We start from the raw sequence: 23,793 nt of genomic DNA, 5'->3' as shown, positions 1-23,793 counted from the left end.
CAATCTATCATATAAAAGGGATTTAGGAGGTATTAAAATGATAATAAAATGTATAGATAATGATCTTTGTTCAACTTTAACTTTAAATAAGGAATATGTGGTCATAGAAGAAGCACCTGAATATTATGTAATTATTGATGATAAAAATGATGAAACAACTTGCAGAAAATCAAGATTTGAAATTATTGAAGATGGTGGTTTAACTAAGAAAGCTAAAGCTACTATTACAGAATTAACTTATCAATTAGAAAATGATTTTAAGGACATAAAACAATTTTCAATTAGAAAAAATTCAAAAGGTGAAATTAAAGAAATATCTGTAAAGTTCAAATATATCTAGAAAAAAGTTCTGCTGGAAGGCAGAACTTTTTTAATGCACAATTCACAATTAAAGATTAAATTTTTAGATATATATTTTTAAAACTCCAAAGTAGCTTACCCATAATTGTGCATTATGAATTGAAAATTAAATTAGTAGATTAACATTATATTCTTCAAGCCAAATATTTACTTGAATCAAGAAAGCAAGCAATTGTGGTCCAGTCATTAGCTGCCCATACCATGGAGCTTTATATGATTCTCCTTTTGTGAGTATTATCTCTCTAACTACCTTTTCATCAATGATTTCATGAATTGGTGAAGATTTCTTCTCTAAAATCTCAGTTATCATCTTACATACAATGTCTGTATAAACTGGATTATGTGTCTTAGGATATGGACTCTTTTTTCTGTATATAATGTCATTTGGCAATATTCCTTCAAAGGCTGCTCTTAATAATCCTTTTTCTCTGCCTTTATATAATTTTACATCAGCTGGCAAGTTGAACGCATAATCAACCAATCTAATGTCGGCAAATGGAACTCTTGCTTCTAGTCCATTATACATACTAGTCCTATCTTTTCTTGTAAGAAGCTGAACCATGAACCATTTTAGATTTAAATATGACACTTCCCTCATCCTATAATCTCTCTTACTCTCCCCATCAAGATGAGGGACTTTACTTAGAGATTTTTCATATTGAGTTCTAACTAATTCCTCTAGCGGCATATTTTTTAATTTCTTATTAACTATAGCCTTTCTATCATTAACAAACCTTGACCATGGGAATGTATCTAAATAGAACATTTCATCCCTTGTAAACCAAGGATATCCCCCAAAGATTTCATCAGCACACTCTCCTGTAAGTCCAACTACAAAGTCTTTACGAATTTCTTTACAAAATAGAAGCATTGATGAATCGATATCTGCCATACCAGGTAAGTCTCTTGATATCACAGCATCTCTTAATGCAGCTGCTAAATCTGAATGATTCAAAACTACTTTTCTATGATCACTATTTATAAACTTTGCCATTTCTTCTGACCAGTATTCATCTGATGTCGGTTGAAATAATGACGCTTTAAAATACTTTTCATTGTCTTCATAATTAATCGCATAAGTAGTAAGCTTCTTTCCCTGTTTTCTAAATTCCTCAGCAGCTATTGCTGATATAATTGAGGAGTCTAATCCCCCTGATAGGAATGTACAAACAGGTACATCTCCAACTAATTGTCTCTTTACTGCATCTATTAATAATTCTCTCGCATGAACTATTGCTTCTTCTGCTGTTTCATGAAATTCTTTTGCTTCAACTGTCCAATATTCCCACTTTTTAATGTTTCCATCACCTGAAACTAATAAACAGTTGGCTGGTGCAATTTCTTTTATATTCTTAAATACTCCGCTTCCTGGTATTGTCGCAGGTCCAAGCCCAAATATTTCAGTTAATCCTTCCATATCAATTTCTCTTTTAACTCTTGGATCTGCTAAAAGAGTTTTTATCTCAGAACCAAAAACAAGGGTATTATCATGAACAGTATAGAATAATGGCTTAACCCCCATTTGATCTCTAGCTAAAAAAACTTCTCTTTTATCTTCATCAAAAACTCCAAATGCAAATATACCTATAAGCTTATTTACACAGTCCTTCCCCCAACAAATATACGATGTAAGCAATACTTCAGTATCTGAATAAGAATCAAAAGTAAATCCTTTAGCCTTTAATTCTTTTCTTAAATCCTCAGTATTATATAGCTCACCATTATAAACCAATGTGTATTTCTTACCCTCAAATATTTTAGTCATAGGTTGCAATCCACCTTCTGGATCTACAACTATAAGCCTTCTATGGCCTAATAAAACATTTGGAGATATATAATATCCTTTTGCATCAGGTCCCCTCTTCTCCAAAGTCTTTATCATATTATTTAATATATCTTTATCTTGTACTATATTCTTTTTAAAATTTACTAATCCAGCAATTCCGCACATCCATTTCACCTTCTAATAGTATTGATACTATTAAAATATGCACCTTTAAAAAAAGTGCGACAGCACAATTAAGAACTTTACACTTCTTGAACAAGTGCGATAGCACATTTAAGATCTTTACACATTTGAAAAAAGTACGCACAGCTAAAAAGAGCACAAAGTGCATTTAGGATCCTTTCACAATTAAAAAAAGCACGAAGTGCAATTACGATCATTTCACAGTTAAAAAGAGCACGGAGTGCAATTAAAATCATTTCACAGTTAAAAACTTCTCTCTCTAATAATTGTATAAAGAATTATAAATTTATATATTTGATAAACATGAATACTATTTCTTATCTGTAACATACTAGATATGTATATTTAAATAGAGAGAGAAGGTAAAATAATTGAATGTTGCAAACAATTACCAAGCAAATATTGACTTAATTCATTCAAATTTAGTTGTAGATAAAAGTTTCGATATCGTTGAACGAAACTTCATTGTTGGGGGAAGAAGCTCTGTTTTATATTTTTTGAATGGTTTTATTAAAGATGCTATCATGGAGGAAATATTAAAATCTTTCTTTAAGATAACACCTGAAACAATGAATTCATACAAAACAATTGATGACTTTATCAACAATAAAGTTTCACACGTATCCGTTAAAACCGAAACTGATTTAGACAAAATTTTAATCGCGTTATTATCTGGCCAAACAATAATGTATGTTGATGGCTATGATTCATTTATACTCTTAGATTTGCGTACTTATCCAGGTTCAGATTCATCAAAACCTGAAAAGGAAAAAACTTTAAGAGGTGGAAGAGATGGCTTCATTGAAAAGTTAGTATTTAATGCTGGTTTCATTAGAAGAAGAATACGAGATCCTAGATTAGTTTTTGATATACATCAAGTTGGTAATGTCTCAAAAACAGATGTATGTATCGCGTATATAGATGGAGTAGCAGATAAAAAAGTTCTTGATTTAATAATTGATAGCATATCAAAAGTAGATATAAAAGCTTTAACGCTTTCTGACCAAAGTTTAGTTGATGTAATGTGCACAAAAAATTGGCTTAATCCATTTCCAAAGGTAAGATTTACCGAAAGGCCTGATGTAGCTGCTGCACATATAGTTGAAGGAAAAATAATTATTATTGTGGATAATTCTCCAAACGTAATAATTCTCCCAACAGGAATTTTCGATTTTTTACAAGATATAAATGATTATTATTTCCCTTTATTCACTGGAAACTACCTAAGAATTGTTAGAAATTTCGTAATGTTAGCGACAATATTATTAACTCCAGTTTACTTAATGATTGTAAATGGGAATATTTTTATACCGAGTTATTTTGACTTTTTAAAACCGCAAGAGGAATTTGCTTTGCCTCTGCTCGGACAATTCATGCTTTTGGAATTTGCTGTTGATATATTAAAGCTGGCTGGTTTAAATACTCCAAGCCCACTTGGAAGTGCAATGTCTTTGATTGGTGGTTTAATCCTTGGTGATTATGCTGTAAAAACAGGCTGGTTTATTCCTCAGTCTATATTATATATGTCCATCGTTACTATAGGGGACTTTACTCAACCTAGTATAGAAATGAATTTTGCTTTAAAATTTGCAAGAATGATTTTACTTATACTTTGTGGTTTCTTTGGTTTCTGGGGCTTTATAGGTGGCATTATATTCATTCTAATAGTTATGGCAAGTACAAAAACAATAGCTGGTGATAAATATTTCTATCCTTTAATTCCATTTAACTGGAAAGCTCTTAAAAATTTATTATTCAGAACACGAATATCAAACGATGTGCAATAAGCTATGTAAAAAAAGTGATAAGTTAACATAAAACTTATCACTTTTAATTTATAACTTTTCATTTGTCACTTATAAAAGTCTAGTTCCCTCTTTATCCTGTGTAATTAGTTTCTCTCTCATTAGCCCGCCTAATGTCATTTTAAAATAATTTTTACTTGTATTAAATTCTCTCTTTATATCATCAGGTGACGATTTATCATTATAAGGCATAAATCCACCATTTGCTTTTAAATAATTAAGTATTGTTTCACTTAATTCACTTCTTGCTTCTAACCTTTTCTTTCTCGTTGTAACTCCAATAGTTCCATCTTCATAAATCCTCTTAACTCTTCCTTTTATTTCTTGTCCAGGATATATGTACTCAAAATGCTCATTAGCTAATATTAAACCTCTATATTCACCATCTATTGCAACATTTAAAGTCGCATTTTCATTTATTTCATAAACTATAGCATTTACTTCATCAGAAACTTTATATTTCCCCTCTTCTGCCATATCTAAATAAGAGTGTATTCTAGTAGTTGCCGCTAACCTGTCGGTTTTATCTACATACATATAAAATAAATATTTTTTTCCTTCTTTAAGCTTATAATTTTGTTCTTTTAATGGAACGAATAAGTCTCTTTCAAGCCCAAAGTTTACGAACGCTCCAATATTATTTTGACTTACAACTTCTAAATAACCAATTTCTCCAACTGTTAATAATGGTTTTTTTAGAGTTGAAATCATCCTATCCTTTGAATCTCTATAAATGAATACTTCTAATTGGTCGCCTTCTTTTATTTCATGTCCCTTTGCCGCACTGTTTGGAAGTAAGACCTCATCACCAAAATTATCTTCAAGATAATATCCAAAATCTACCTTTTTACTTACTTTTAATTTACTGTATTGCCCTACTGATATCATTTTTAATTTCCTCCATTAATCATAACATCTTAATCGATGTTATCTTCTTTATTACTTTTCTTGATCATTCTATATATTGAAATTAACTTTCTACATTGCTATCCTCAATTTGGTACTCACATTACTAGAACCTTGAATATAAATTTATTACTACACAATATGATAATAACTTGTATCTTTTCTTTATATAAAACATGTTAAATCTAAATTACTTGAAATCTTTACTCAATTCCAGATAACTTATATATGATTTCTTAATTCCTTCAATTTCTTCTTGTGTTAACTTTCGTATCACTTTTGCTGGATTTCCAAGTATCAAAACGCCATCTTCAAATTCTTTATTTTGAGTTATTAGACTTCCTGCTCCTATAATTGTATTATTGCCTATTTTTGCTCCATTTAATATTATTGATCCCATACCTACTAAAACATTATTTTTAATGGTGCATCCATGGATTATTGCGCCATGCCCTATAGTACAACCATCTCCTATAACTGTATTATATCCATAATCAACATGTACCACACAATTTTCTTGGATGTTTGTATTTTCTCCTATAGTTATTGATGCTTCATCACCTCTTATAACAGCACCAAACCATATATTCGCATTTTTCTTAAGTGTTACGTCTCCAATAATTACTGCAGTTTCTGAAATATAAATATCGCTATCCAAAACAGGTTTTTTGTCTTTATAAATTTTCACCATAACAATCACCTCACTAAACACTAAGGTTATTTTAACATTACATTCACTTATTGTCATTATTTTGCTCACTTTAGAAATACGAAATAAAATAATAATTTAAACCATAATTAATTATTAATTGTGAATTGTGCATTGTGCATTGCAATATATATATACTATAAATAATTTTTAGAGGTAATAACTTTGGGGAAAAAAAAATCACCTAAAAATAAGCTTAATATAGATGATCTGAATTTTTACTATGGAATTCCTCATGCTCATTGCAATTTTTCCACTGGACATGGAACTCCAATTGAAGCATTTGATTATGCACGACATAACGGCCTTAATTTCCTTATATTAACAGACCATAATAATCATTTAACAAAAACAATAAAAGTAAAAAGCTCTGAGCTAAGTAGATGGGATGCGCTAAAATATTTAACTGTTCGTTATAATAAAAAACATGAAAACTTTTTAGCTGTGGTTGGTTTTGAAAGCAAAACTAATCCGTTTGGAGACATTAATGTAGTAAATCCAAACAGGTTCTTTACTGGAACAGTAAATAATATGCAACTATTAGTTTTATGGATGCTTAATAATCCTAATGCATTTATTTCAATTAACCATCCCCACAAAACAATAACATATTTAGAATACAACTCTATTTTAAATAAACTAATAACTTCAATAGAAGTTGGAAATGGATCTTATCCAAACAAGTATTTAAGATATGAAAAATATTATTACCATTTACTCGATAAAAACTGGAAACTAGGCGCAATCAATGGTCAGGATAATCATAGATTAAACTTTGGTGACGATGAAAATTTAACATGTATAATTGCAGAAGAGCTTACAACTCAGTCTCTAGTCGACGCTTTTAGAAAACGACACACTTATTCAACAGAATCCAGAACTTTAACTATGTACTTTACAATAAATAATGAATTTATGGGCGATATTATACCTATGGAAGATGATAATTTACAATTTTCAATTTTTGCCCATGATCCTAATCACAAAATATTAGAAATTGATATAATATCTACTGGTGGGACTATAATAAAAAAAATATCTAACTTGAATTTAAATAAAGTAAAATACTTGTATTCTCACGAGCCCTTAAAAACTGAGTTGTGGTATGTAATAAAGATAGCACTGGATAATAACAAAATCGCTATTAGTTCTCCCATTTTTAGAGGTCAAGAATAATATTGTTTATATACTTAAAATATATATGTTGCAATTAGCAATTCATAATTCACTATGCATAATTACAGCTAAAATTCTTGCAATATTTTTAGAATTATGATGAAGATTTTTTGCAACGCATATATATTCTTAAAAAAATAATTCATATAAAAAGAAATAGAATATATAATTTCAAAACATTTACATTGTTATAAATCATACATTCTATTTCTTTTCTATGTTTCTATTTATTTTTTTTAACTCTATTTGGTTTAGCTTTTGGCTTAATCACTATTTGCTTTTCTTTTTTCTTAAGTCCGCCTCTTTGTGTAATATCCATGAACCATAAGAAAAATAGAACTGCAAAAATAGATAATCCACTTGAAATATAAGTATTTGATGCACCTACGAATATTTGGGCCGCAAATAATACTGCAGCTATCGCTAAAGGTATCCACTTATTTATACGCACTTTACCAAATATAAATTTTTTGCATAATGCATAAGCTACAAATATAACAAGAAGCATTACTACAAATAAAATAATTGATGTAAAAAGATTCATCTACTCACATATCCTCCTATAAAAAAGTCTATATGGTTAATGATAATTTATATATAAACTATTATCAAGCATTCCTTTTAATTGGTGTTGATTTCATCAGTATACATTGTAATCAAAAAGTAATAATTTTTATTAAAATATCAATATTATAATTTTTTTTTAACAAATTTATAGTTTTATCTTTAATTATTCGCGTATATTTGATAAAATAGAAAAAGTATATGATATAAAAGATATGAGGTGATATAATGAATTTAATTTCAAATAATCATTTAGATGAATTAGATTTACAAATACTTGACTTATTAATAAAAGATTGTAGAACTCCTTACTTGGAGATTGCCAGAATATGCCATGTAAGCGGTGGTACTATTCATGTAAGAATGAAGAAAATGGAAGATCTGGGAATAATAAAAGGTTCTAGAATAATTTTAAACCTTCCTAAGCTAGGATACGATGTATGTTGTTTTGTAGGTATCTATGTTGATAAAACATCTTCTTTTAACTATGTATTTGACCAAATGTCAAACATAAAGGAAGTAGTTGAATTGCATTTAACTACTGGTGATTATTCTATGTTTGCTAAAGTTGTATGTGCTAATATTTTAGATTTGCAGAATGTTTTACTTAACAAGATAAATAACATTGATGGAGTACAAAGAACTGATACATTTATTTCTCTATCTCAACCTATAGACAGAAATATATCATTAGAATAATTATAAAAAAATAGAATAAAAACACATTTTTATATACATACTAAAGGTATCTTATAATAAGGAGTGTGTTTTTTATGAAAATTTTAAATTCAATTTCACTTGCCCTTATAATTATAGGCGGCATTAATTGGGGCTTAATAGGTTTTTTTAGATTTAACTTAGTAGATTTCCTTTTTGGAAGTTTTTCAATGTTATCTACAATAATTTATTGTTTAGTTGGAATTGCTAGTTTATATTCTATCTCTTTTTTCGTTCAAGAAAGATCTAGAGTATAATGCAGCATAATAAATATTAATATTATATTTGTTAAAATAAAAATGACTTAAACGCTAATTCTATAGCTGCTAATCTCAATATAATATTTATTTATACTTAAGCTTTATACATAGTGATAAGAAATTTTTAATGTAAAATTAATATTTCTTTAGCTATGTTTTGATATATAATGGAATAAATTATTAATACTTATATTTTACTAGGAGGTTAGTATACATTTGCGTACAGTATTAAATTTTAATTTTTATAATTTAATATATTTTTTTGTATTCTATTCATTTGCTGGCTGGTGCCTCGAAGTCTTGTATTATTTTAAAAATGAACGTAGGTTTGTTAATAGAGGATTTTTATATGGTCCCTTTTGTCCTATATATGGATTCGGTGTCTTATTTCTTGTAGTCTTTCTTGATAACTACAAACATAATATTTTCGCCTTATTCTTCTTAGCCTGTTTCTTTACAACAGTCTTAGAATATATTACTGGTTTTGTATTGGAAAAAGCATTTAAGACAAAGTGGTGGGATTATACTGATGATCCATTTAATATACACGGTCGTGTTTGTTTACTTTATTCTCTACTCTGGGGAGTTGGTGAGGTAGGCATAATTAAGATAATACATCCTATAGTGGTAAACATAATCAATAATATTCCCAAAACACTTGGTGAGGTATTTATTTTCTTTATTATTATTTATTATCTTATTGATTTTAGTTTAACTATAGCTTCTTTAATGCAATTTGAAAAAATGTCTTTTGCATTTCAATTTGTGCCAGCTAATTTTTTATTTGATAAACCAAGTTCATTATTGAATTTTACAAAAGAAAAAGCTGTTGGTAGGATTAGACACTTTGAATCATTTTTCAGTAAGCTAAAAATGAATTTATATAATAGACAATCAAGACAAAACTTTTCAAGTATTTCTTATAGATCTTTAAATATTTTTAAGGCTTTAAGAGATAAATTAAAAAGAGATTAAGGTAAATGCTTTACCTTAATCTCTTTTAGGCACATTAAAATAAATAATAAGTCCAAAGTTGCCATAGATATTTTTCATTAGGCAATGCGACAAATTGCCCTCATAGCGGGTCTATTAGGTCGATTTTCCAACGTAGCATAATGGGAAATAGGCTGGCAAATGGACTTTTTATTTATTTGATTGTGCCTTAATACTTATTTCATCTTTTTAATTTCATCGAATAATTCTATAGCTGCATTTCTTGGCCCATTTTTTTCTTGCCCTTTTACACCTAAACAAGTTCTAATTTGTCCAACTTTTACTTGTCCATTTTCAAACATTGTATTAAAATATTTTTCTATAAGAATATTTGTTTCATCCTGCTTTTGCGCTGGCCCAAATGGATTTGCAAAAAATGACTCTACTAAGCCCTTCTCCGTTGTTGTTCCCTTCGCCATTCTAGCACCTGCTTTAAATACTTTAATGGCTTCCTCTGGAGTTTTAAAGTAATCTAAATATTTTTCTCCTTCATTAACGCCGTCGTAGTTATTAGCATAGAAGAAAAAGTCTATTGGATGTCCCTTTGATATCTCCTTATATGATGCTACTGGTACTACAAGTCTAGCATTGACCTTATCCGGATTCATAAATATACTTCTATCCATTTCTTTAAAGGCGTATCCTTGATCTAAGTCATCTAATCGGACAAATGCACCAATCTCAGTTCCATATCCATTAATTAATCCATCCTCTATTTTAAAAGTTCCCATATCATCAAAGATAATAGTCATATCTGAAATATAATCTTCGCTTAAACTACGAAAAGCTTCTAAACTTTCAGATTTACCAGCTCCGCTATCTCCCATGATAACAACATTAGCTTCATCTCCGCTTTTTAAAATAATATTCACCATTGAACCATGTATTGGCAAATATCCTCTCTTTATCATTATTAAGTTGTATAATGTTAATGTCATCTTCTTTATATACCCAAAATAATCTATCTTTTCTGAATGATTTACATATCCAAGCATTATATCATTTTGAACATCATCAAAGAACACTGTTTTTAGATCTTCATCGTTATCTTTAGCTCCATATACATAAATAATGTCTGGCTTTCTTCCCCTTGTTTCTTCACTTCTAGCCATCTCGAACAGATTACATAAAGTTATTCCATGTTCCATAAAATCTCTATGGAAATAAATAAAAGTAAGTAACCCGCCTATCTTAGCTGGATAACAAAACCAATGCTCTTTATTTATTTGTGCATACTTTAATGGGTTATATTTTATCTCTGTGAACATTCCATCTCTTGTATTCTTTTTAGGATAAGTTATAAATGGTGTTTCTAAAAGTATATGATCAATAAATGGTACTTCCTCTAAAACTTCATATCCATTTGGTCTTACCCATTCCATTTCATGAATCATTATGCAGGCATTTCCACCAGCTGGTATTTGTCTATAAACTTTTGGCTGATATCCTGCAACATGCTGTTCAATTTTTCTGTACAAACTTAGAATTAATGTAGAAAAGTTAGCATTTGCTTCTGTAAAACTAACTGCTGCAAGGCCTTGTTGAACCTTATATCTATGAACTATTGTATATCTTTCAAGCTTTCTCCAAAATAAATAGAAATCTTCTATAAATACTACAAACTTGTCCCTATCCTCTAATAATTTCGAATATGAGTCACTAATCTCTATAATTTCCTCAACACTCATAACTGTTAAATATTTTATTACTACAGTTAAATCTCTTCTAATATCTATAAGACTATCTGTATCTAATGTCTTACTTAAATATCTGTATGCTACTGAATTTTTCTTTTTAGCTCTTCTTAGATAAACTTCTAAAATTCGTCTAAATCCATCACTTTCTAGTATAGCCTCAAAGCTATTACAGTACTTTGCTGTAAAGTTTATCATCACTTTGTCATTACTCATAGAAAATTCTTTCTTCATTTCATGGCCCCCCATATGAATTTTTTCATATTTAAATATTGCATTTTTCTTTTCAAATTCCACATATTGAAATAATTATATCATACTTTTTGCAATATTCAACCTTTGCATTTTTCATTTTAAAGTTTTTTTCATCTAAAAATAACTCGAGTTCATAAGAAATTTCTTAAATTAAAATTCAACAAAGTTAATTCCTCCACCCCTATCTGACTATGCTATAAAAAAGCTCAGAAAGCTCATTATATGAATATTATATCGTCTTTTTACAATTTTGTTCGTGTTTTATTTTAACTTTTTATTTTTCTTTTGCTTGCATTTAGAATAATTTTGTTTCCATTACATTTCCTTAAATGGTAGAATTATATTAAAACTATGTAATCAAGGAGACAACTTTTTTATGAACAAAAATAAGTATAATGTAAAAAAATATTTATTAACTTTTCTTGCAATTCTATTATTTTCATTTTCCATAGTAAGTTGTGGCCTTACAAAATTCAATTCAAATAAAGCCAATAACGCTGATATAAACAAGATGTTCGTTCATTATATAGATGTAGGCCAAGGCGATTGCATTCTCGTTCAAGTAAATAACAAAAATCTTTTAATAGATTCTGGGCCTAAATCTGATAGAAGAAAACTTTTTAACTATTTATCAGGGCTAAACTTAAATAAATTAGATTATGTAATTGCAACTCATCCACATGAAGACCATATTGGTAATATGGATGATATAATAAAAACTTATAGTATAGGAACTTTCTATTCTCCAAAAGTTGAATCTACTACAAAAAGCTTTGAGGACATGGTAGATGCTTTAAAAAATAAGAATTTAAAGGTACATGTATTGAAAAACAATAGTAATTCTATTGACTTAGGTGAAAATACTAAAGTAAATGTCTTCTCTCCTAATAAGGATTTTTATGATAATTTAAACAACTACTCTCCTGTAATAAAAATTCAATATGATAACACTTCTTTTTTATTTACTGGTGACGCCGAAAAGGAAGTAGAAAAAGAAATTCTTAATAATAATGAAGATATCAGCGCAGATGTGCTTAAAGTGGGACATCACGGATCCTCAACTTCTACTAGTAAAGACTTTCTAAAAAAAGTTAATCCTTCAATAGCAGTTATATCTGTAGGTAAAGATAATATATACAATCATCCTGATGCTATTACTACAAAATTATTAGATGAAAGCAATATAAAAACTTATAGAACAGATAAAGATGGAACCATCGTCATCTGCTCAGACGGCTCTAACATATCAAAAAAATAAATCAACACCAAAATGGATGCTTCATTATATTAAAAGCATCTAGGTGTTCTTAAAGCATTAAAATAGACCCCAAAAACTTGGAGCCATTTAAAAATCAGAAATAAAATTTATTTATTTCTAAATTATTTATTTCTATCTTATTTATTTTGCAGTCATTAATTAGAATTATTATTCAATGAATTTTCTTGAATATCATACTCTTCTTCTAGATTTTCTAAATCTTCAACTTCATCTTCAGCGATAGCTTCTTCGATAATATCTTCATAAATATATTTTTTCCAATTTACATATATATAATATAAATTTATAACATCCTGCTCATTATAAAGAAGAATTTTTTCAATTTTCTCTTCTGGCATTCTTTTGAAATAGCTTTTATCTTTCATAACTTTGTGAAAAGTTTTAGCTAAATTAGATCCGCTGATTACCTCTCCCTCTCTTACAATATCAAAAACTTTTTCTAACTTTTTAAGCCCAATAGACAATTTTTTATTCTTTTCATATTCTTTTTGAATATCAATCGAATCAAATTCTTCACTAAAATTATAATATATATTATTTTCTTTGAAAAGATAATTAATAACTGAAAAATCATTATTCCCTGAAAAAGTGATAATGGCCTTTTTTCCTTTTTGTTTCATCTTTATAAAATATTCTTTAGCGAGATACAATATATGTGTCGCCTCATCTCTATCTTCAATCATATATTGGGTTACTAGAATATTATTATTTTTCTTATCATACTCACACGCCCCAAATACTCCAATACACTTAGGCTTCTTATATACATAATGCTCTAAATCAAAGAAGATAATTTCTTCTGGTGTATATTCTTTATCTAGAGACTTCATCATAAATTCTTCACTATATTCTTCAACCTTCACCTTATTTTCACGAATAATCACAGTATCACTCTTTTCTATAAGAATTGTATATCCTCAATGTCCAAATTGTATATTACATCCTTTCTTTCAACAACAACATTCACTCTTTTTATTAATTCTCGATCTTTCAATACTTTTTGCAAAAGTTCTTTAGTTGGATTCATACAATAAGGATGTTTTACATTTTTAAACATAGTATAATCGCCTGCTGTATCTCCATATGCATAACTATCGTTTAAATCTATATCATACTTTTTAACAAATTCATTTATCGCCTTCGATTTACTTTTACTATCCCACATTGGTGTGACTTGCCCTGTATATACATTTTTATCATCTATAATATATTTTGCACCTATATAATCTGTAAAGCCATATTTCTTGGCCATCTCTCCAACAAGTTCTGAAGGCGATCCAGATATTATAATTAGAGTATGGTTATTAGCTTGATGCCACTTTATTCTGTCCCTTGTAAAAGTATATACTCTATCGCCCTTTTGTTCTACAACTTTCTTAGCTATATATTCCATTTGATACTTCTGTAATCCTTTAATTGACTCAATATATATATCAATCATTTTCAACAGGTATTGATCATAATCACCTTGCCTCTTATCCCACTTCATAAAGTAAGGCCTTAAATCATTATACCATCTTTCTGAACCTATAATTTCATATTTAACCATCTTTTTAAATACTTCTGTTATTAGTCCTTCTCTGTATAAAGTTCCATCTAAATCAAAAAACGCACCTATATTTGCCATTAACTCACATCCTTTTATACTTATTTATTATACTTTATTTTTTCATTTCAGAAAAGCTTATAAAATCTATCTGATTAATTTAAATATATATGTTGCAATTCACAATGCACATTTCACGCTTCACAATCACGACGGAAATTCTTGCAATATTTTTTGAATTATGATAAAGAATTATTTTTGAAATATATCATATAAATTGTATAAGTAAAAACACTACCAAATATATTTATTATTGATAGTGTCGTTAAAATTTATCCATGACTATTCTATAAAAGTTAGAATTTCATCTATATTCTTTCTCACTTTTTTTCTTATATTATCATTTTCTGGATATCCAACAGCCACTACTAATCTAATTCGCTTTAATTTATTTATATTTAAAAGTTTCTTTAGTTCTTTTTCATTAAACCAACCTAAAATACAAGTACCTAAATTTTGTTCTGTTGCCGCTAAACATATATGCTCAGTTGCAATCCCAATATCAACAGATCTATAATCCTGCTGTTTAATTAATGCTCCAGCTCGTGAAGTTAAATTTCCACTTTCCTCCACCACTATTATAAAAGCTGGACATTCTGTAGTAAATTTATTCATAACTGCATCCTGTAGGCATTCTGAAACCTTAGGTACTAGCTCTTTATTATTAACTACTACAAAATGCCATGGTTGGCTATTACATGCTGATGGAGCTAATCTGGCAGCCTCAATACATTTTACTAACTTTTCTTTTTCAACAGGTTTATTTAAATACTTTCTACAACTTTGACGTTCATTTAATAAATCAATAAATTCCTTCATAAAACTTCTCCTAAATTCTTTATAATCTTTTATAAATCAATTTCTCCAAGACTTTCTTTCTTAACTAATCCTGGATTCTTTTTTCTAAACTCCTCTACTGTTTTCTCATAATATATTTTTATGGTTGCCATTGTAGGTGATCCTAGAAGCATTCCAAAAGGTCCCCAAAAGCCACCGCCTATTGCAACTCCTAATATTATCCCTAATGGACTGACTCCAACCTTTTTCCCTATAAGCTTAGGATCAAGGTACCAAGCATCAAAAAGATGAATACAAAGTAAAAGTATGAATACCATAAAAGCCTTCATAGGTGAAACAAAGATTGCAACTCCCGCACCGACTACTTCACCAATAAGTGGTCCAAAATAAGGAATCATATTAGTAATCCCTTCTATCAGGGCTATTAGTGGTGCATAGGGTTCCCCAACAATTAATAGACCTATAAGTGATATAAAACCTATTATTGCTGAATCAATTGCTTTTATCCCTATATAAACTCCTATCATTTTATTATAGGTTCTAATAAATGTAACTAACTTATTCCCCTTTTCTTCATTAAAAATCATATATGTTATGGTTCTAGCACGTTTTAACAACTTTTCTTTATCCATTAAAACATAAATTGAAATTAAAAAACCAAAAATCACACTAACTAAATTTGATGTAAATGATAATAAGTACATAATAAAATTTTGTAGTAGTCCTATTGTTACACTTCCTATCTGGCTTGACATTTCCTGTAGCTTATTTAAAAGTCCCGCTTGTACAATCAGTGTCTTTATTCTTTCATTTTGAAGAAGAGTATTGATCCACTTTTGTATAATTTCCACATAGGCCGGCATTTCTCTAGTTATATTTACTATACTATCTACTATACTTGGTATCGTAAAAAATAATATTATAATAATTAAAGCTATAATTATAAAATATGTAATCAATATCGATATTGCTCTTTTAGTTTTAAAATTATTTTCAAAAAAACTTACTACTGGATTTAATATATAAGCACAAATAATAGCATATATAAAAGGTGACATAATAGATAAAACTTTTCTGCCTATATCAAAGAAAAAATTATAATTATCTATAAGTTTGTATCCAATTACACCTATTAAAGCAAATATTAATATATCCCTATATTTAATATTTCTATTTATAAACAATTCATTCCACATCCTTTCCATGCTTTTTTCAATTATACCATATATCATTTTTTAAGGCATATAAAAGAAATTAACGAGTCAAAAAATAGAGGGTTGCTACATAAGACATCCCTCTATTTCAAAAAATTATAATAAATTTAATATTAAATAACTACATTTTTTCTACTACATCTATTCCAAGTAACTCTAATCCATTTTTTATTACTTGTAAACTTGCTTTAACTAAGTTTAATCTTGTAGCTTTTAAATCCTCATCTTCTAAGTTCAATACCGAATGCGCATTATAGAATTTATTAAATCCTTTTGCAACTTCAATTACGTATCTTGTTAATATTGAAGGTTCTAACTTATCTAAGGCTAAAGTTATTACGCTATTAAAGTTAGCTATACTCTTAACTAACTCAAATTCTTCTTTTGAAGATAATTTACTATAGTCAACAGTTCCAGTACATTCTTTACCTCTGTTTAATATACTATTTCCTCTTGCATATGAATATTGAACATATGGGCCAGTTTCTCCATCAAATGATAATATTTCCTTCCAATCAAAAACAATATCTTTTTCTCTTGAGTTTTTAAGATAAGTAAAGATTACTGCTCCGACACCAATTTTCTTTGCAACTTCCTCTTTATTTTCAAGTTCTGGATTTTTTTCATTTATAACTTCCATTGTCTTCTCTACAGCTTCACGAAGTAAATCATCAAGTAAAACAATCGATCCATTTCTAGTTGAAAGTTTTCTATCTGCAAATTTAACTAACCCAAAGCCTACATGAACACAGTCTTTAGACCATTCATGTCCTGCAAGTTCTAACACTTTAAATACTTGTTTGAAGTGAAGTGCTTGAGGCGTTCCAACTACATAAACACATTTATGAAAATCATAAGTTTTCTTTCTATACATAGCAGCTGCTAAGTCTCTTGTAGCATATATCGATGCACCATCACCTTTAAGTACTATACAAGGCGGCATATTATATTCTTCAAGCATTACAACTTGAGCCCCATTACTTTCTACAAGAAGTCCTTTTTCTTTCAATTCATCAACAACAACATCCATCTTATCATTATAAAATGCTTCTCCAGCTAATGAATCAAATTTAACTCCTAAAATGTTATAAACTCTTTCAAATTCTTTTAAGCTCAACTCTCTAAATCTAGTCCAAAGTGCTGTTGCTTTTTCATCACCAGTCTCTAGTGCCTTAAAATTTGCTCTTGCTTCATCTTCTAATGAAGGATCTTTTTCAGCCTCTTCGTGGAATTTAACATATATTCTAAGTAATTCATCAATTGGAGCCTTTTCTAATGCCTCTTCGTCTACCCATCTATCATACGCACTTATAAGCTTACCAAATTGAGTTCCCCAATCTCCCAAGTGATTCAATCCTACAGTATTATATCCTTCCTTCTTAAACATCTTATATAAAGAATTACCTATAGCTGTAGTGAATAAGTGACCAACATGAAAAGGTTTTGCTATATTAGGCGAAGAATATTCAACGCAAACTGTTTTCCCTTCCCCTATATTTGATGCTCCATAATTTTCTCCATCTGCTAAAACCTTTTTGATCGTATTTTCTGCAAATACTCCTTTATCAACGAAGAAGTTAACATATGGCCCTAAATTCTCAATTCTTTCAAATCCATCAGTTGACATAGAATTCTTCAATTCTTCTGCTATCATATTTGGAGCTTTTCTCATAACCTTTGACAATTGGAAACATGGAAATGCATAATCTCCCATTTCTGGCTTTGGCGGTATTTCAATCAATTTTTCAATAGCTTCAATTTCTAATTCCACATGTTTTTTTATTAGTTCTGCAACTTTACTTTTATAATCCATAATATCCTCCTTATATTTAGACAAACTCTTCATAAATTAAATAACTTTATAATTTGTAAGAATGTATTTCTTTATTCTTTCTCAAAATTTAATTTTCTTAGTCAGTATTTCTCATAATAAATGCACAAATTTAACTTCGATATAGATTTCTAAAGAACAAAAAAAATCCGCCTCTTAAATAAAAAGAGACGAATTATCCGCGGTACCACTCTTATTGTATTTTATATAAATAAAATACCTCTCAACTTTTAACGCAATTTAACTTGCGACCAGCCCTACTAAAGGTTTAAAAATAATAATTAATATATCATACCAGCTATATTAGATTATTATCTTTTCAACTACTTATTTCAGGTGATTTCTCCAAGGCTCTTTTCACTTAATCTATCCATAGGGCTTACACCATCTCCCTATTCGCTAAAGGAATTAATTAAACTACTTTCCTCTTCTTAGAATTTTTCAATATTAATGATAATAAATTATACAAATTATCTTAAATTTTGTCAACTTTATTTTTAAAATAGGAAACGTGTTATTAAATTAGTAATCCCTAAAAGCATATTACGTATAACGCCGGCTGGTATAGAAATTATTCTTCCTCCAACAAAGATTAACGCTAACATAATGAACATTTGATATTGATAAAATTTTTCTTCAAATCTATAGAACGTATTTGGACTTAAATCTCTTAAAAGACTAAAGCCATCTAGTCCTGGTATTGGTATCAAATTAAATAATCCTATATTTACATTAATAACAAGCGTCATATATATCATTCGCTCTAAAACACCAGCTAATGCATCTGGTAAAAATCTATATGCAAAACTATAATAAAGTCCCAAAACTATTGAAGTTGCTATGGCAACTAAAAAATTTGCAATTGGTCCAGCTAAACTTACTTTCAAGTCATCTTTATAATAGTTTTTATATGCCGATGGATTAGTTTGTACTGGCTTTGCCCATCCAAAGCTAAAGATAAGTACAGCCACAAATCCTATAGGATCAATATGCGCAATTGGATTTAAAGTCAATCTTCCTTGAAACCTTGGTGTCTTATCTCCCATTCTATCTGCTATTAATGCATGTGCATATTCATGAAATGTAAAAGCGATAAGCATCCCTGGAATCATTAAAATCATATTAAGTACTGAATTCATGTTTTCCTCCTTTTTCGATATGTATGTTTTATATTATATCATACTTAGAACAAATCCTATTAAAAGAACATATATATTTCAACTAAATAATATTACTCTGTTCTTATAGACTTATTCATTTTTGTTACCTAATAGTTTAAGATAAACTTTTATAAATTAAACTTTTTAGGTATATATATTTTTTATCTTCCTTACGCTATTATAGTGTCTTAAATGTTTATATAAAATGTATATATTGCTTACTATTTATTCCCAACATTATATCATAAAAGATTACTATCAACAATGTAAATGCACTTATTAGTTTATATCAGAACATTGTTCTATATGTTGTACTAATAAACCTACATTTAAAATTTTAGTAAAACAAATGCTCAATTAAGACAAAAGGTAGAAACTCAGTTACAACATATACATTATAAGATCTAATTTAATAAAGAGTGTTTAATTTCAATTTAATTAAACACTCTTTATTTACCATCTTTATTTACTATTATTTAAACTTTTATAAACTAATTTTCCGCTATTATCTTCAGTCGCTATGAAATCTTCTTTAATCTGAACAAGTTTTCCTTCATATTCAACTTCTTTTCCTGTACTTAAATTCTTGACACTACCTTTAAGATTATCATTAACTAGTATTTCACTTTTATTACTAAAATACAAGTCATTAGCACTTACAACCGAATCAAGTGTTGCCTTTTTCCAATTTGCTGTATCTTCATCAACTTTTCCATAAGTGATACTGGTAATTTTATCACCGTTAAGCTCACCAATATAAATCACATCATTTCTGTCGATTCCAAGAAGTGTCAGATTTTTATTACCACTAAATGTTAATTGCTTATTGGGGCTGGTAACAAAAAATTTACTATTCAACTTATCTTCATATATTAATCTATCGTTGTGAGGCATTACTTTCATATTTCCTAAAACATTAACTGCTAGAGGAACCTTTTTTCTTTCATAATCTCTATCAAATCTATAAACTGCGCTCTTTAAACCACCTGTATATATTTCTACATAAAATACACCTGTAAAGACAGAAGTGGTTATCTTTTTAACTTCCATACCCTCTTGGTATGTGCAAATATCTTCTTTACTTGCAACTGTTTCTGTTAAATCTTTAGCATTATATGTTATAAGCTGAACTTTAGATTCCCCATCTTTTTCAATCTTCTGAGCTATTACTAGTATATCTCTTTCTAAAAGCCAATCATAATACATAATTGTACCCTTTTTTTCCGTTGTAATTGGATTACTTGTTCCCGTCTTGGTATCTTCCAAATACACACTTTCGCCATCCTGGTAACATATGTATTTACCATCATCTGATATTTTAGTATCTTTTGCACTTCCCGGAATAGATGCTGAAATATCTTTTGTATTATCCTTTTTTTGAACTTCTATTTTATTACTTTTAAATTCTGACGTATGCTTAAAAATAAAATTTTCTAAAATATATAAGCCAGAAATTTGTAATAGTATAGATAACAATGCCCATGCAGTTATCTTCTTAAACATCTTCATAATTCTACCTCACCTTCTGTTTATTTAACAATAACTGCTGTTGGAATAGTTCTTTCTCCCATACTATTTGATGGTTTATTTCTAACTTCTCCATAGTAATACAATGTTGTCGATTTTCCACCATCCAAGTTCATTGCATTCCATGCACCTAGCTGATGCATAATTTCTTGTAATTCCTTTAATGTTGCTCCTATGCTTCCAATTTCTCTACCATCTATAACTAGGAGAATTATTGAGCCATCCTTCATTTGTCCTATAGCAGTTTTAGGGGCTGTCCCAAATCCTCCATCACCGTTTATCTTTACCATATTTCCATTAATTATTAATGCCGGACCAAAACTTAAAGCTTCTTGAATTCCAAGTTCTTTAAGTTTATCTACTGTATAATCACCTACAACCATTACTCCATTTTTATCTATCCCAAAAGTTGTTGTTGGGTTATCTCCTACATCATTAACTTTCACTTCACCACCAGTCATTACAATTCCTGATGCCAATCCACCATTTCCTGTCCACTGAGCAGCAGATGATTGATCTGTAAATGCTCCCCCATTAATAGCAGCTATAGCATCATTGTTTTCAGCAATTGTTGATGTAGTTTCACCTTCAACTCCCAATTTAGAACTTACTCCAATTTTAACTCTTGTTGGGTCTTTTACCACCAAATAATAACCATTATACTTAGAATTTTCTATATCATGAAGTTCTATAGTATCATCTTTAACCTTTGGAACTTTAATATCAGATATATTGGTAGTTTCACTAGTTTCTTCAGTTGAGTTTTCTCCCATAATTTCTGCTATTTTTTTATCTGATAAGAACCATGTAGCCAGATATTGATGACTCATTGAAGTCATTGCTGCTCCAACATATTGGCTTTTCGCATTATCAAATGGTCCATATAAAAGTAAAAATGGGAATGTACATCCAGTAAAAAATAATTCAAATGCAAAAAATATAGCTAATGTCTTAAATGAAATCTTATTTACTCTTTTCTTGCTTTTTTTTACCTTAGATTTCTTATTTTTTCTATTTATATCCATTTTATTATCCTCTCTAAAAATGCATTTTAGTTGCATTTATAAAAATTACACCAGACCTAATTATATAATATTTTCAATTAGATTACAATAATTTCATTTTTCCAGCATTTTATTCTATTTGGTACTTGGATTTTGCTTTTAAATACTCACATTATGTTATAATTAGTCTTAGGAGGTATATATAAATGGAAGATAAAATTTTAAATGAATTAAAAAAATCTCAAGATTATGTTTCTGGCGAATACCTAAGTTCTACTTTAAATGTTTCACGAACTGCTATATGGAAACATATAAAAAACTTAAAATTAAAAGGCTATATAATAGAAGGAATTTCTAATAAGGGATACAAATTACTTAATTCTCCTGATTTATTAAATAAAAATGAAATTCTACCTTTATTAAAAACATCTGCTATTGGAAAAAGCATAGTTTACTTTGATGAAATAGATTCTACAAATATTAAAGCAAAAGAGCTTGCACAGAAAGAAATCGAACACGGTACTATAGTAATTGCAGAAAAGCAAACTTTAGGAAGTGGTCGCTTCAATAGGAAATGGGTTTCTCCAAATGGCGGTCTTTGGTTTTCATTAATATTAAGACCTAAACTTCCTCCAACGGAAGCTCCTAAAATAACTCAAATTGCTGCTGCTTCTGTATATAAGACACTAAGTAATTTAGGTATTAATTCAACCATTAAATGGCCTAATGATATACTTTTGAATGACAAAAAGTTTTGTGGAATCCTAGCTGAAATGAAATGTGACATGGATAGTGTTCATTATTTAGTTTTGGGCGTAGGGATGAATATTAATATAGATGAAAGTGACTTTTATGATAATATAAAAGCAATTGCCACTTCACTAAAGATTGAATATGATAAAGATTTCAAAAGAACTGAGATACTTTCAGCTTTCTTAAATAATTTCGAAGTATTATACAATAACTTCATAAATAAATTAGATCTTTCCGAGACAATTTCAATCTGCCGAGATCATTCCAACATTTTAGGTCGAAAGGCAAAATTAATCACATATAATAATGAAGAAATTGTTACCTGTGTTTCTGTTTCTGATAACGGCGACCTTATGGTCATAGATAGCAACGGAAATGAAAAAGCTGTAATTACTGGAGAGATTAGTTTTAATGGAATGAATTAAAAATTTATATTGCAATGTTTAAAGTTAAGTATATATATTATCGAAAAGAAGATCATGCATTTGTTCAGGTTACTGAGGATTTGGCTGTGAATTTCTAGCAGCAGAAGTTGTACCCATTTTTGCATGTTCCTACAGCAAGTGCAGGACAAGCAAAAATGAAACAACTTCTACTGAAGAAATATCTACAGCCAAATCCTCTATGTAACGCCTCCACAAAAGCATGATCTTCTTTTCTGGCATATACTAAAATTAATGTCTACTCTTAACTTTAGGCCGTTATCTATGTGTGAAATAACCGAAGTATATCAATAAAATCTATCATTAACATATTCTTATAGCGTATTCCCAAATTCTTAAGCCACATATATGTATTGTCTTTCTTTGTTTTGCTATCATTTTGAGTATTTCAAATATTATAAATTTATGATGATAGTTATAAGAAAAAGTCACAGACGAATGTGTAGTGGTATCTTTTACCAGCTACTTTTTCAAATATTATGTGAGAAAAACTTAGGAATCAATATAGACTCTAAAATATTTAAGTCAATTATTAGATGGGATATTGCATAAATATGAATTTGATTTAAGTTTACTACTAAATAAAGAAAAAGAATATATGCTTTTGTGCAATGTTCATTAGAAGATCTTGCCGGCTGCGATTCTTAGATTAGAAGTTGTTCCAAATATGCTAGTTCAAAACTTGCTTTTGAGGCTAGCATTTTGGGCACAACTTCTATTCTTAGAATCACCCGGTAAAATCTTCAGAGAACCAGAACAAACGCATATAT

General features: G+C 28.9%; 21 protein-coding genes and 1 other annotated feature. Of the genes, 8 read left to right on the top strand and 13 right to left on the bottom strand.

Features of this window, described 5'->3' with window-relative positions; genetic code table 11:
* Positions 1–37 precede the first annotated feature (37 nt).
* Entirely contained in the window at positions 38–340 is a 303-nt protein-coding gene (locus AXY43_RS20150) for a hypothetical protein (protein ID WP_011968378.1), read from the top strand.
* A 126-nt stretch (positions 341–466) separates the two neighbouring features.
* Here the strand turns inward: AXY43_RS20150 and asnB are convergent, their stop codons facing one another.
* Positions 467–2,311 carry an asparagine synthase (glutamine-hydrolyzing) gene (asnB, locus tag AXY43_RS20145; RefSeq protein ID WP_087702176.1) on the bottom strand — a complete coding sequence of 615 codons (1,845 nt, stop codon included), beginning with the start codon at positions 2,309–2,311 and terminating at the stop codon, positions 467–469.
* Between the two features lie 389 nt (positions 2,312–2,700).
* Here asnB and AXY43_RS20140 point away from each other — a divergent pair, with 389 nt between their 5' ends.
* The gene (locus tag AXY43_RS20140; protein WP_011968376.1) at positions 2,701–4,116 is read left to right on the top strand and encodes a spore germination protein; all 1,416 of its coding nucleotides are present in this window, start codon (positions 2,701–2,703) and stop codon (positions 4,114–4,116) included.
* Between the two features lie 69 nt (positions 4,117–4,185).
* Here AXY43_RS20140 and AXY43_RS20135 read toward each other — a convergent pair whose 3' ends face one another.
* On the bottom strand, positions 4,186–5,022 hold the full coding sequence (locus AXY43_RS20135) for a CvfB family protein (RefSeq protein WP_023973475.1): 837 nt from the start codon (positions 5,020–5,022) through the stop codon (positions 4,186–4,188).
* A 208-nt stretch (positions 5,023–5,230) separates the two neighbouring features.
* Positions 5,231–5,731, bottom strand: a complete 501-nt coding sequence (locus AXY43_RS20130; protein WP_026015891.1) for a gamma carbonic anhydrase family protein — start codon at positions 5,729–5,731, stop codon at positions 5,231–5,233.
* 183 nt (positions 5,732–5,914) lie between these two features.
* On the opposite strand from AXY43_RS20130, the gene AXY43_RS20125 reads away from it, so the two are divergent.
* Entirely contained in the window at positions 5,915–6,925 is a 1,011-nt protein-coding gene (locus tag AXY43_RS20125) for a CehA/McbA family metallohydrolase (protein WP_017212753.1), read from the top strand.
* Positions 6,926–7,148: 223 nt separating this feature from the next.
* Here the strand turns inward: AXY43_RS20125 and AXY43_RS20120 are convergent, their stop codons facing one another.
* On the bottom strand, positions 7,149–7,469 hold the full coding sequence (locus AXY43_RS20120) for a hypothetical protein (protein ID WP_023973477.1): 321 nt from the start codon (positions 7,467–7,469) through the stop codon (positions 7,149–7,151).
* Positions 7,470–7,717: 248 nt separating this feature from the next.
* Here AXY43_RS20120 and AXY43_RS20115 point away from each other — a divergent pair, with 248 nt between their 5' ends.
* The 3 genes from AXY43_RS20115 to AXY43_RS20105 all read left to right on the top strand — a co-directional run bounded on the left by AXY43_RS20115 (position 7,718) and on the right by AXY43_RS20105 (position 9,441).
* The gene (locus AXY43_RS20115) at positions 7,718–8,188 is read left to right on the top strand and encodes an Lrp/AsnC ligand binding domain-containing protein (RefSeq protein ID WP_011968371.1); all 471 of its coding nucleotides are present in this window, start codon (positions 7,718–7,720) and stop codon (positions 8,186–8,188) included.
* 74 nt (positions 8,189–8,262) lie between these two features.
* Entirely contained in the window at positions 8,263–8,463 is a 201-nt protein-coding gene (locus tag AXY43_RS20110) for a DUF378 domain-containing protein (RefSeq protein WP_011968370.1), read from the top strand.
* A 219-nt stretch (positions 8,464–8,682) separates the two neighbouring features.
* Complete coding sequence (locus AXY43_RS20105; protein WP_011968369.1) at positions 8,683–9,441, top strand: putative ABC transporter permease; 759 nt, start codon at positions 8,683–8,685, stop codon at positions 9,439–9,441.
* Positions 9,442–9,635: 194 nt separating this feature from the next.
* Here AXY43_RS20105 and AXY43_RS20100 read toward each other — a convergent pair whose 3' ends face one another.
* Positions 9,636–11,387, bottom strand: a complete 1,752-nt coding sequence (locus AXY43_RS20100) for a phosphoenolpyruvate carboxykinase (protein WP_039770465.1) — start codon at positions 11,385–11,387, stop codon at positions 9,636–9,638.
* A gap of 397 nt (positions 11,388–11,784) precedes the next feature.
* Here AXY43_RS20100 and AXY43_RS20095 point away from each other — a divergent pair, with 397 nt between their 5' ends.
* Positions 11,785–12,666, top strand: a complete 882-nt coding sequence (locus tag AXY43_RS20095; protein ID WP_087702178.1) for a ComEC/Rec2 family competence protein — start codon at positions 11,785–11,787, stop codon at positions 12,664–12,666.
* Between the two features lie 155 nt (positions 12,667–12,821).
* On the opposite strand, the gene AXY43_RS20090 is transcribed toward AXY43_RS20095, so the two are convergent.
* From AXY43_RS20090 to AXY43_RS20055, 8 genes are all read right to left on the bottom strand, one after another.
* Entirely contained in the window at positions 12,822–13,571 is a 750-nt protein-coding gene (locus AXY43_RS20090; protein ID WP_011968366.1) for a ribonuclease H-like domain-containing protein, read from the bottom strand.
* 14 nt (positions 13,572–13,585) lie between these two features.
* Positions 13,586–14,314, bottom strand: coding sequence for an HAD-IB family hydrolase (locus AXY43_RS20085; RefSeq protein WP_011968365.1), 729 nt, complete (start codon positions 14,312–14,314; stop codon positions 13,586–13,588).
* Between the two features lie 261 nt (positions 14,315–14,575).
* Complete coding sequence (locus AXY43_RS20080) at positions 14,576–15,112, bottom strand: nitroreductase family protein (RefSeq protein ID WP_011968364.1); 537 nt, start codon at positions 15,110–15,112, stop codon at positions 14,576–14,578.
* A 29-nt stretch (positions 15,113–15,141) separates the two neighbouring features.
* Positions 15,142–16,287, bottom strand: coding sequence for an AI-2E family transporter (locus AXY43_RS20075; protein WP_077723707.1), 1,146 nt, complete (start codon positions 16,285–16,287; stop codon positions 15,142–15,144).
* 139 nt (positions 16,288–16,426) lie between these two features.
* Positions 16,427–18,118 (bottom strand): arginine--tRNA ligase, encoded by a 1,692-nt coding sequence (gene argS / locus AXY43_RS20070; RefSeq protein WP_023973482.1) that lies wholly within the window; start codon positions 18,116–18,118, stop codon positions 16,427–16,429.
* Positions 18,119–18,299: 181 nt separating this feature from the next.
* Positions 18,300–18,578, bottom strand: a binding site (T-box leader).
* Positions 18,579–18,633: 55 nt separating this feature from the next.
* Positions 18,634–19,275: a site-2 protease family protein gene (locus AXY43_RS20065; protein ID WP_011968361.1), complete on the bottom strand. Its 642-nt coding sequence runs from the start codon at positions 19,273–19,275 to the stop codon at positions 18,634–18,636.
* Positions 19,276–19,758: 483 nt separating this feature from the next.
* On the bottom strand, positions 19,759–20,805 hold the full coding sequence (locus tag AXY43_RS20060) for a hypothetical protein (RefSeq protein ID WP_039770470.1): 1,047 nt from the start codon (positions 20,803–20,805) through the stop codon (positions 19,759–19,761).
* 20 nt (positions 20,806–20,825) lie between these two features.
* Entirely contained in the window at positions 20,826–21,848 is a 1,023-nt protein-coding gene (locus AXY43_RS20055; RefSeq protein WP_039770471.1) for a phosphodiester glycosidase family protein, read from the bottom strand.
* Between the two features lie 185 nt (positions 21,849–22,033).
* On the opposite strand from AXY43_RS20055, the gene AXY43_RS20050 reads away from it, so the two are divergent.
* On the top strand, positions 22,034–23,005 hold the full coding sequence (locus tag AXY43_RS20050; protein ID WP_105412043.1) for a biotin--[acetyl-CoA-carboxylase] ligase: 972 nt from the start codon (positions 22,034–22,036) through the stop codon (positions 23,003–23,005).
* Positions 23,006–23,793: the final 788 nt, after the last annotated feature.

Source organism: Clostridium sp. MF28, assembly GCF_002969175.1.
Lineage (GTDB): Bacteria > Bacillota > Clostridia > Clostridiales > Clostridiaceae > Clostridium > Clostridium beijerinckii.
The sequence above is the reverse complement of the archived record's forward strand: the minus strand, read 5'-3'. Positions and strand labels throughout refer to the sequence as shown.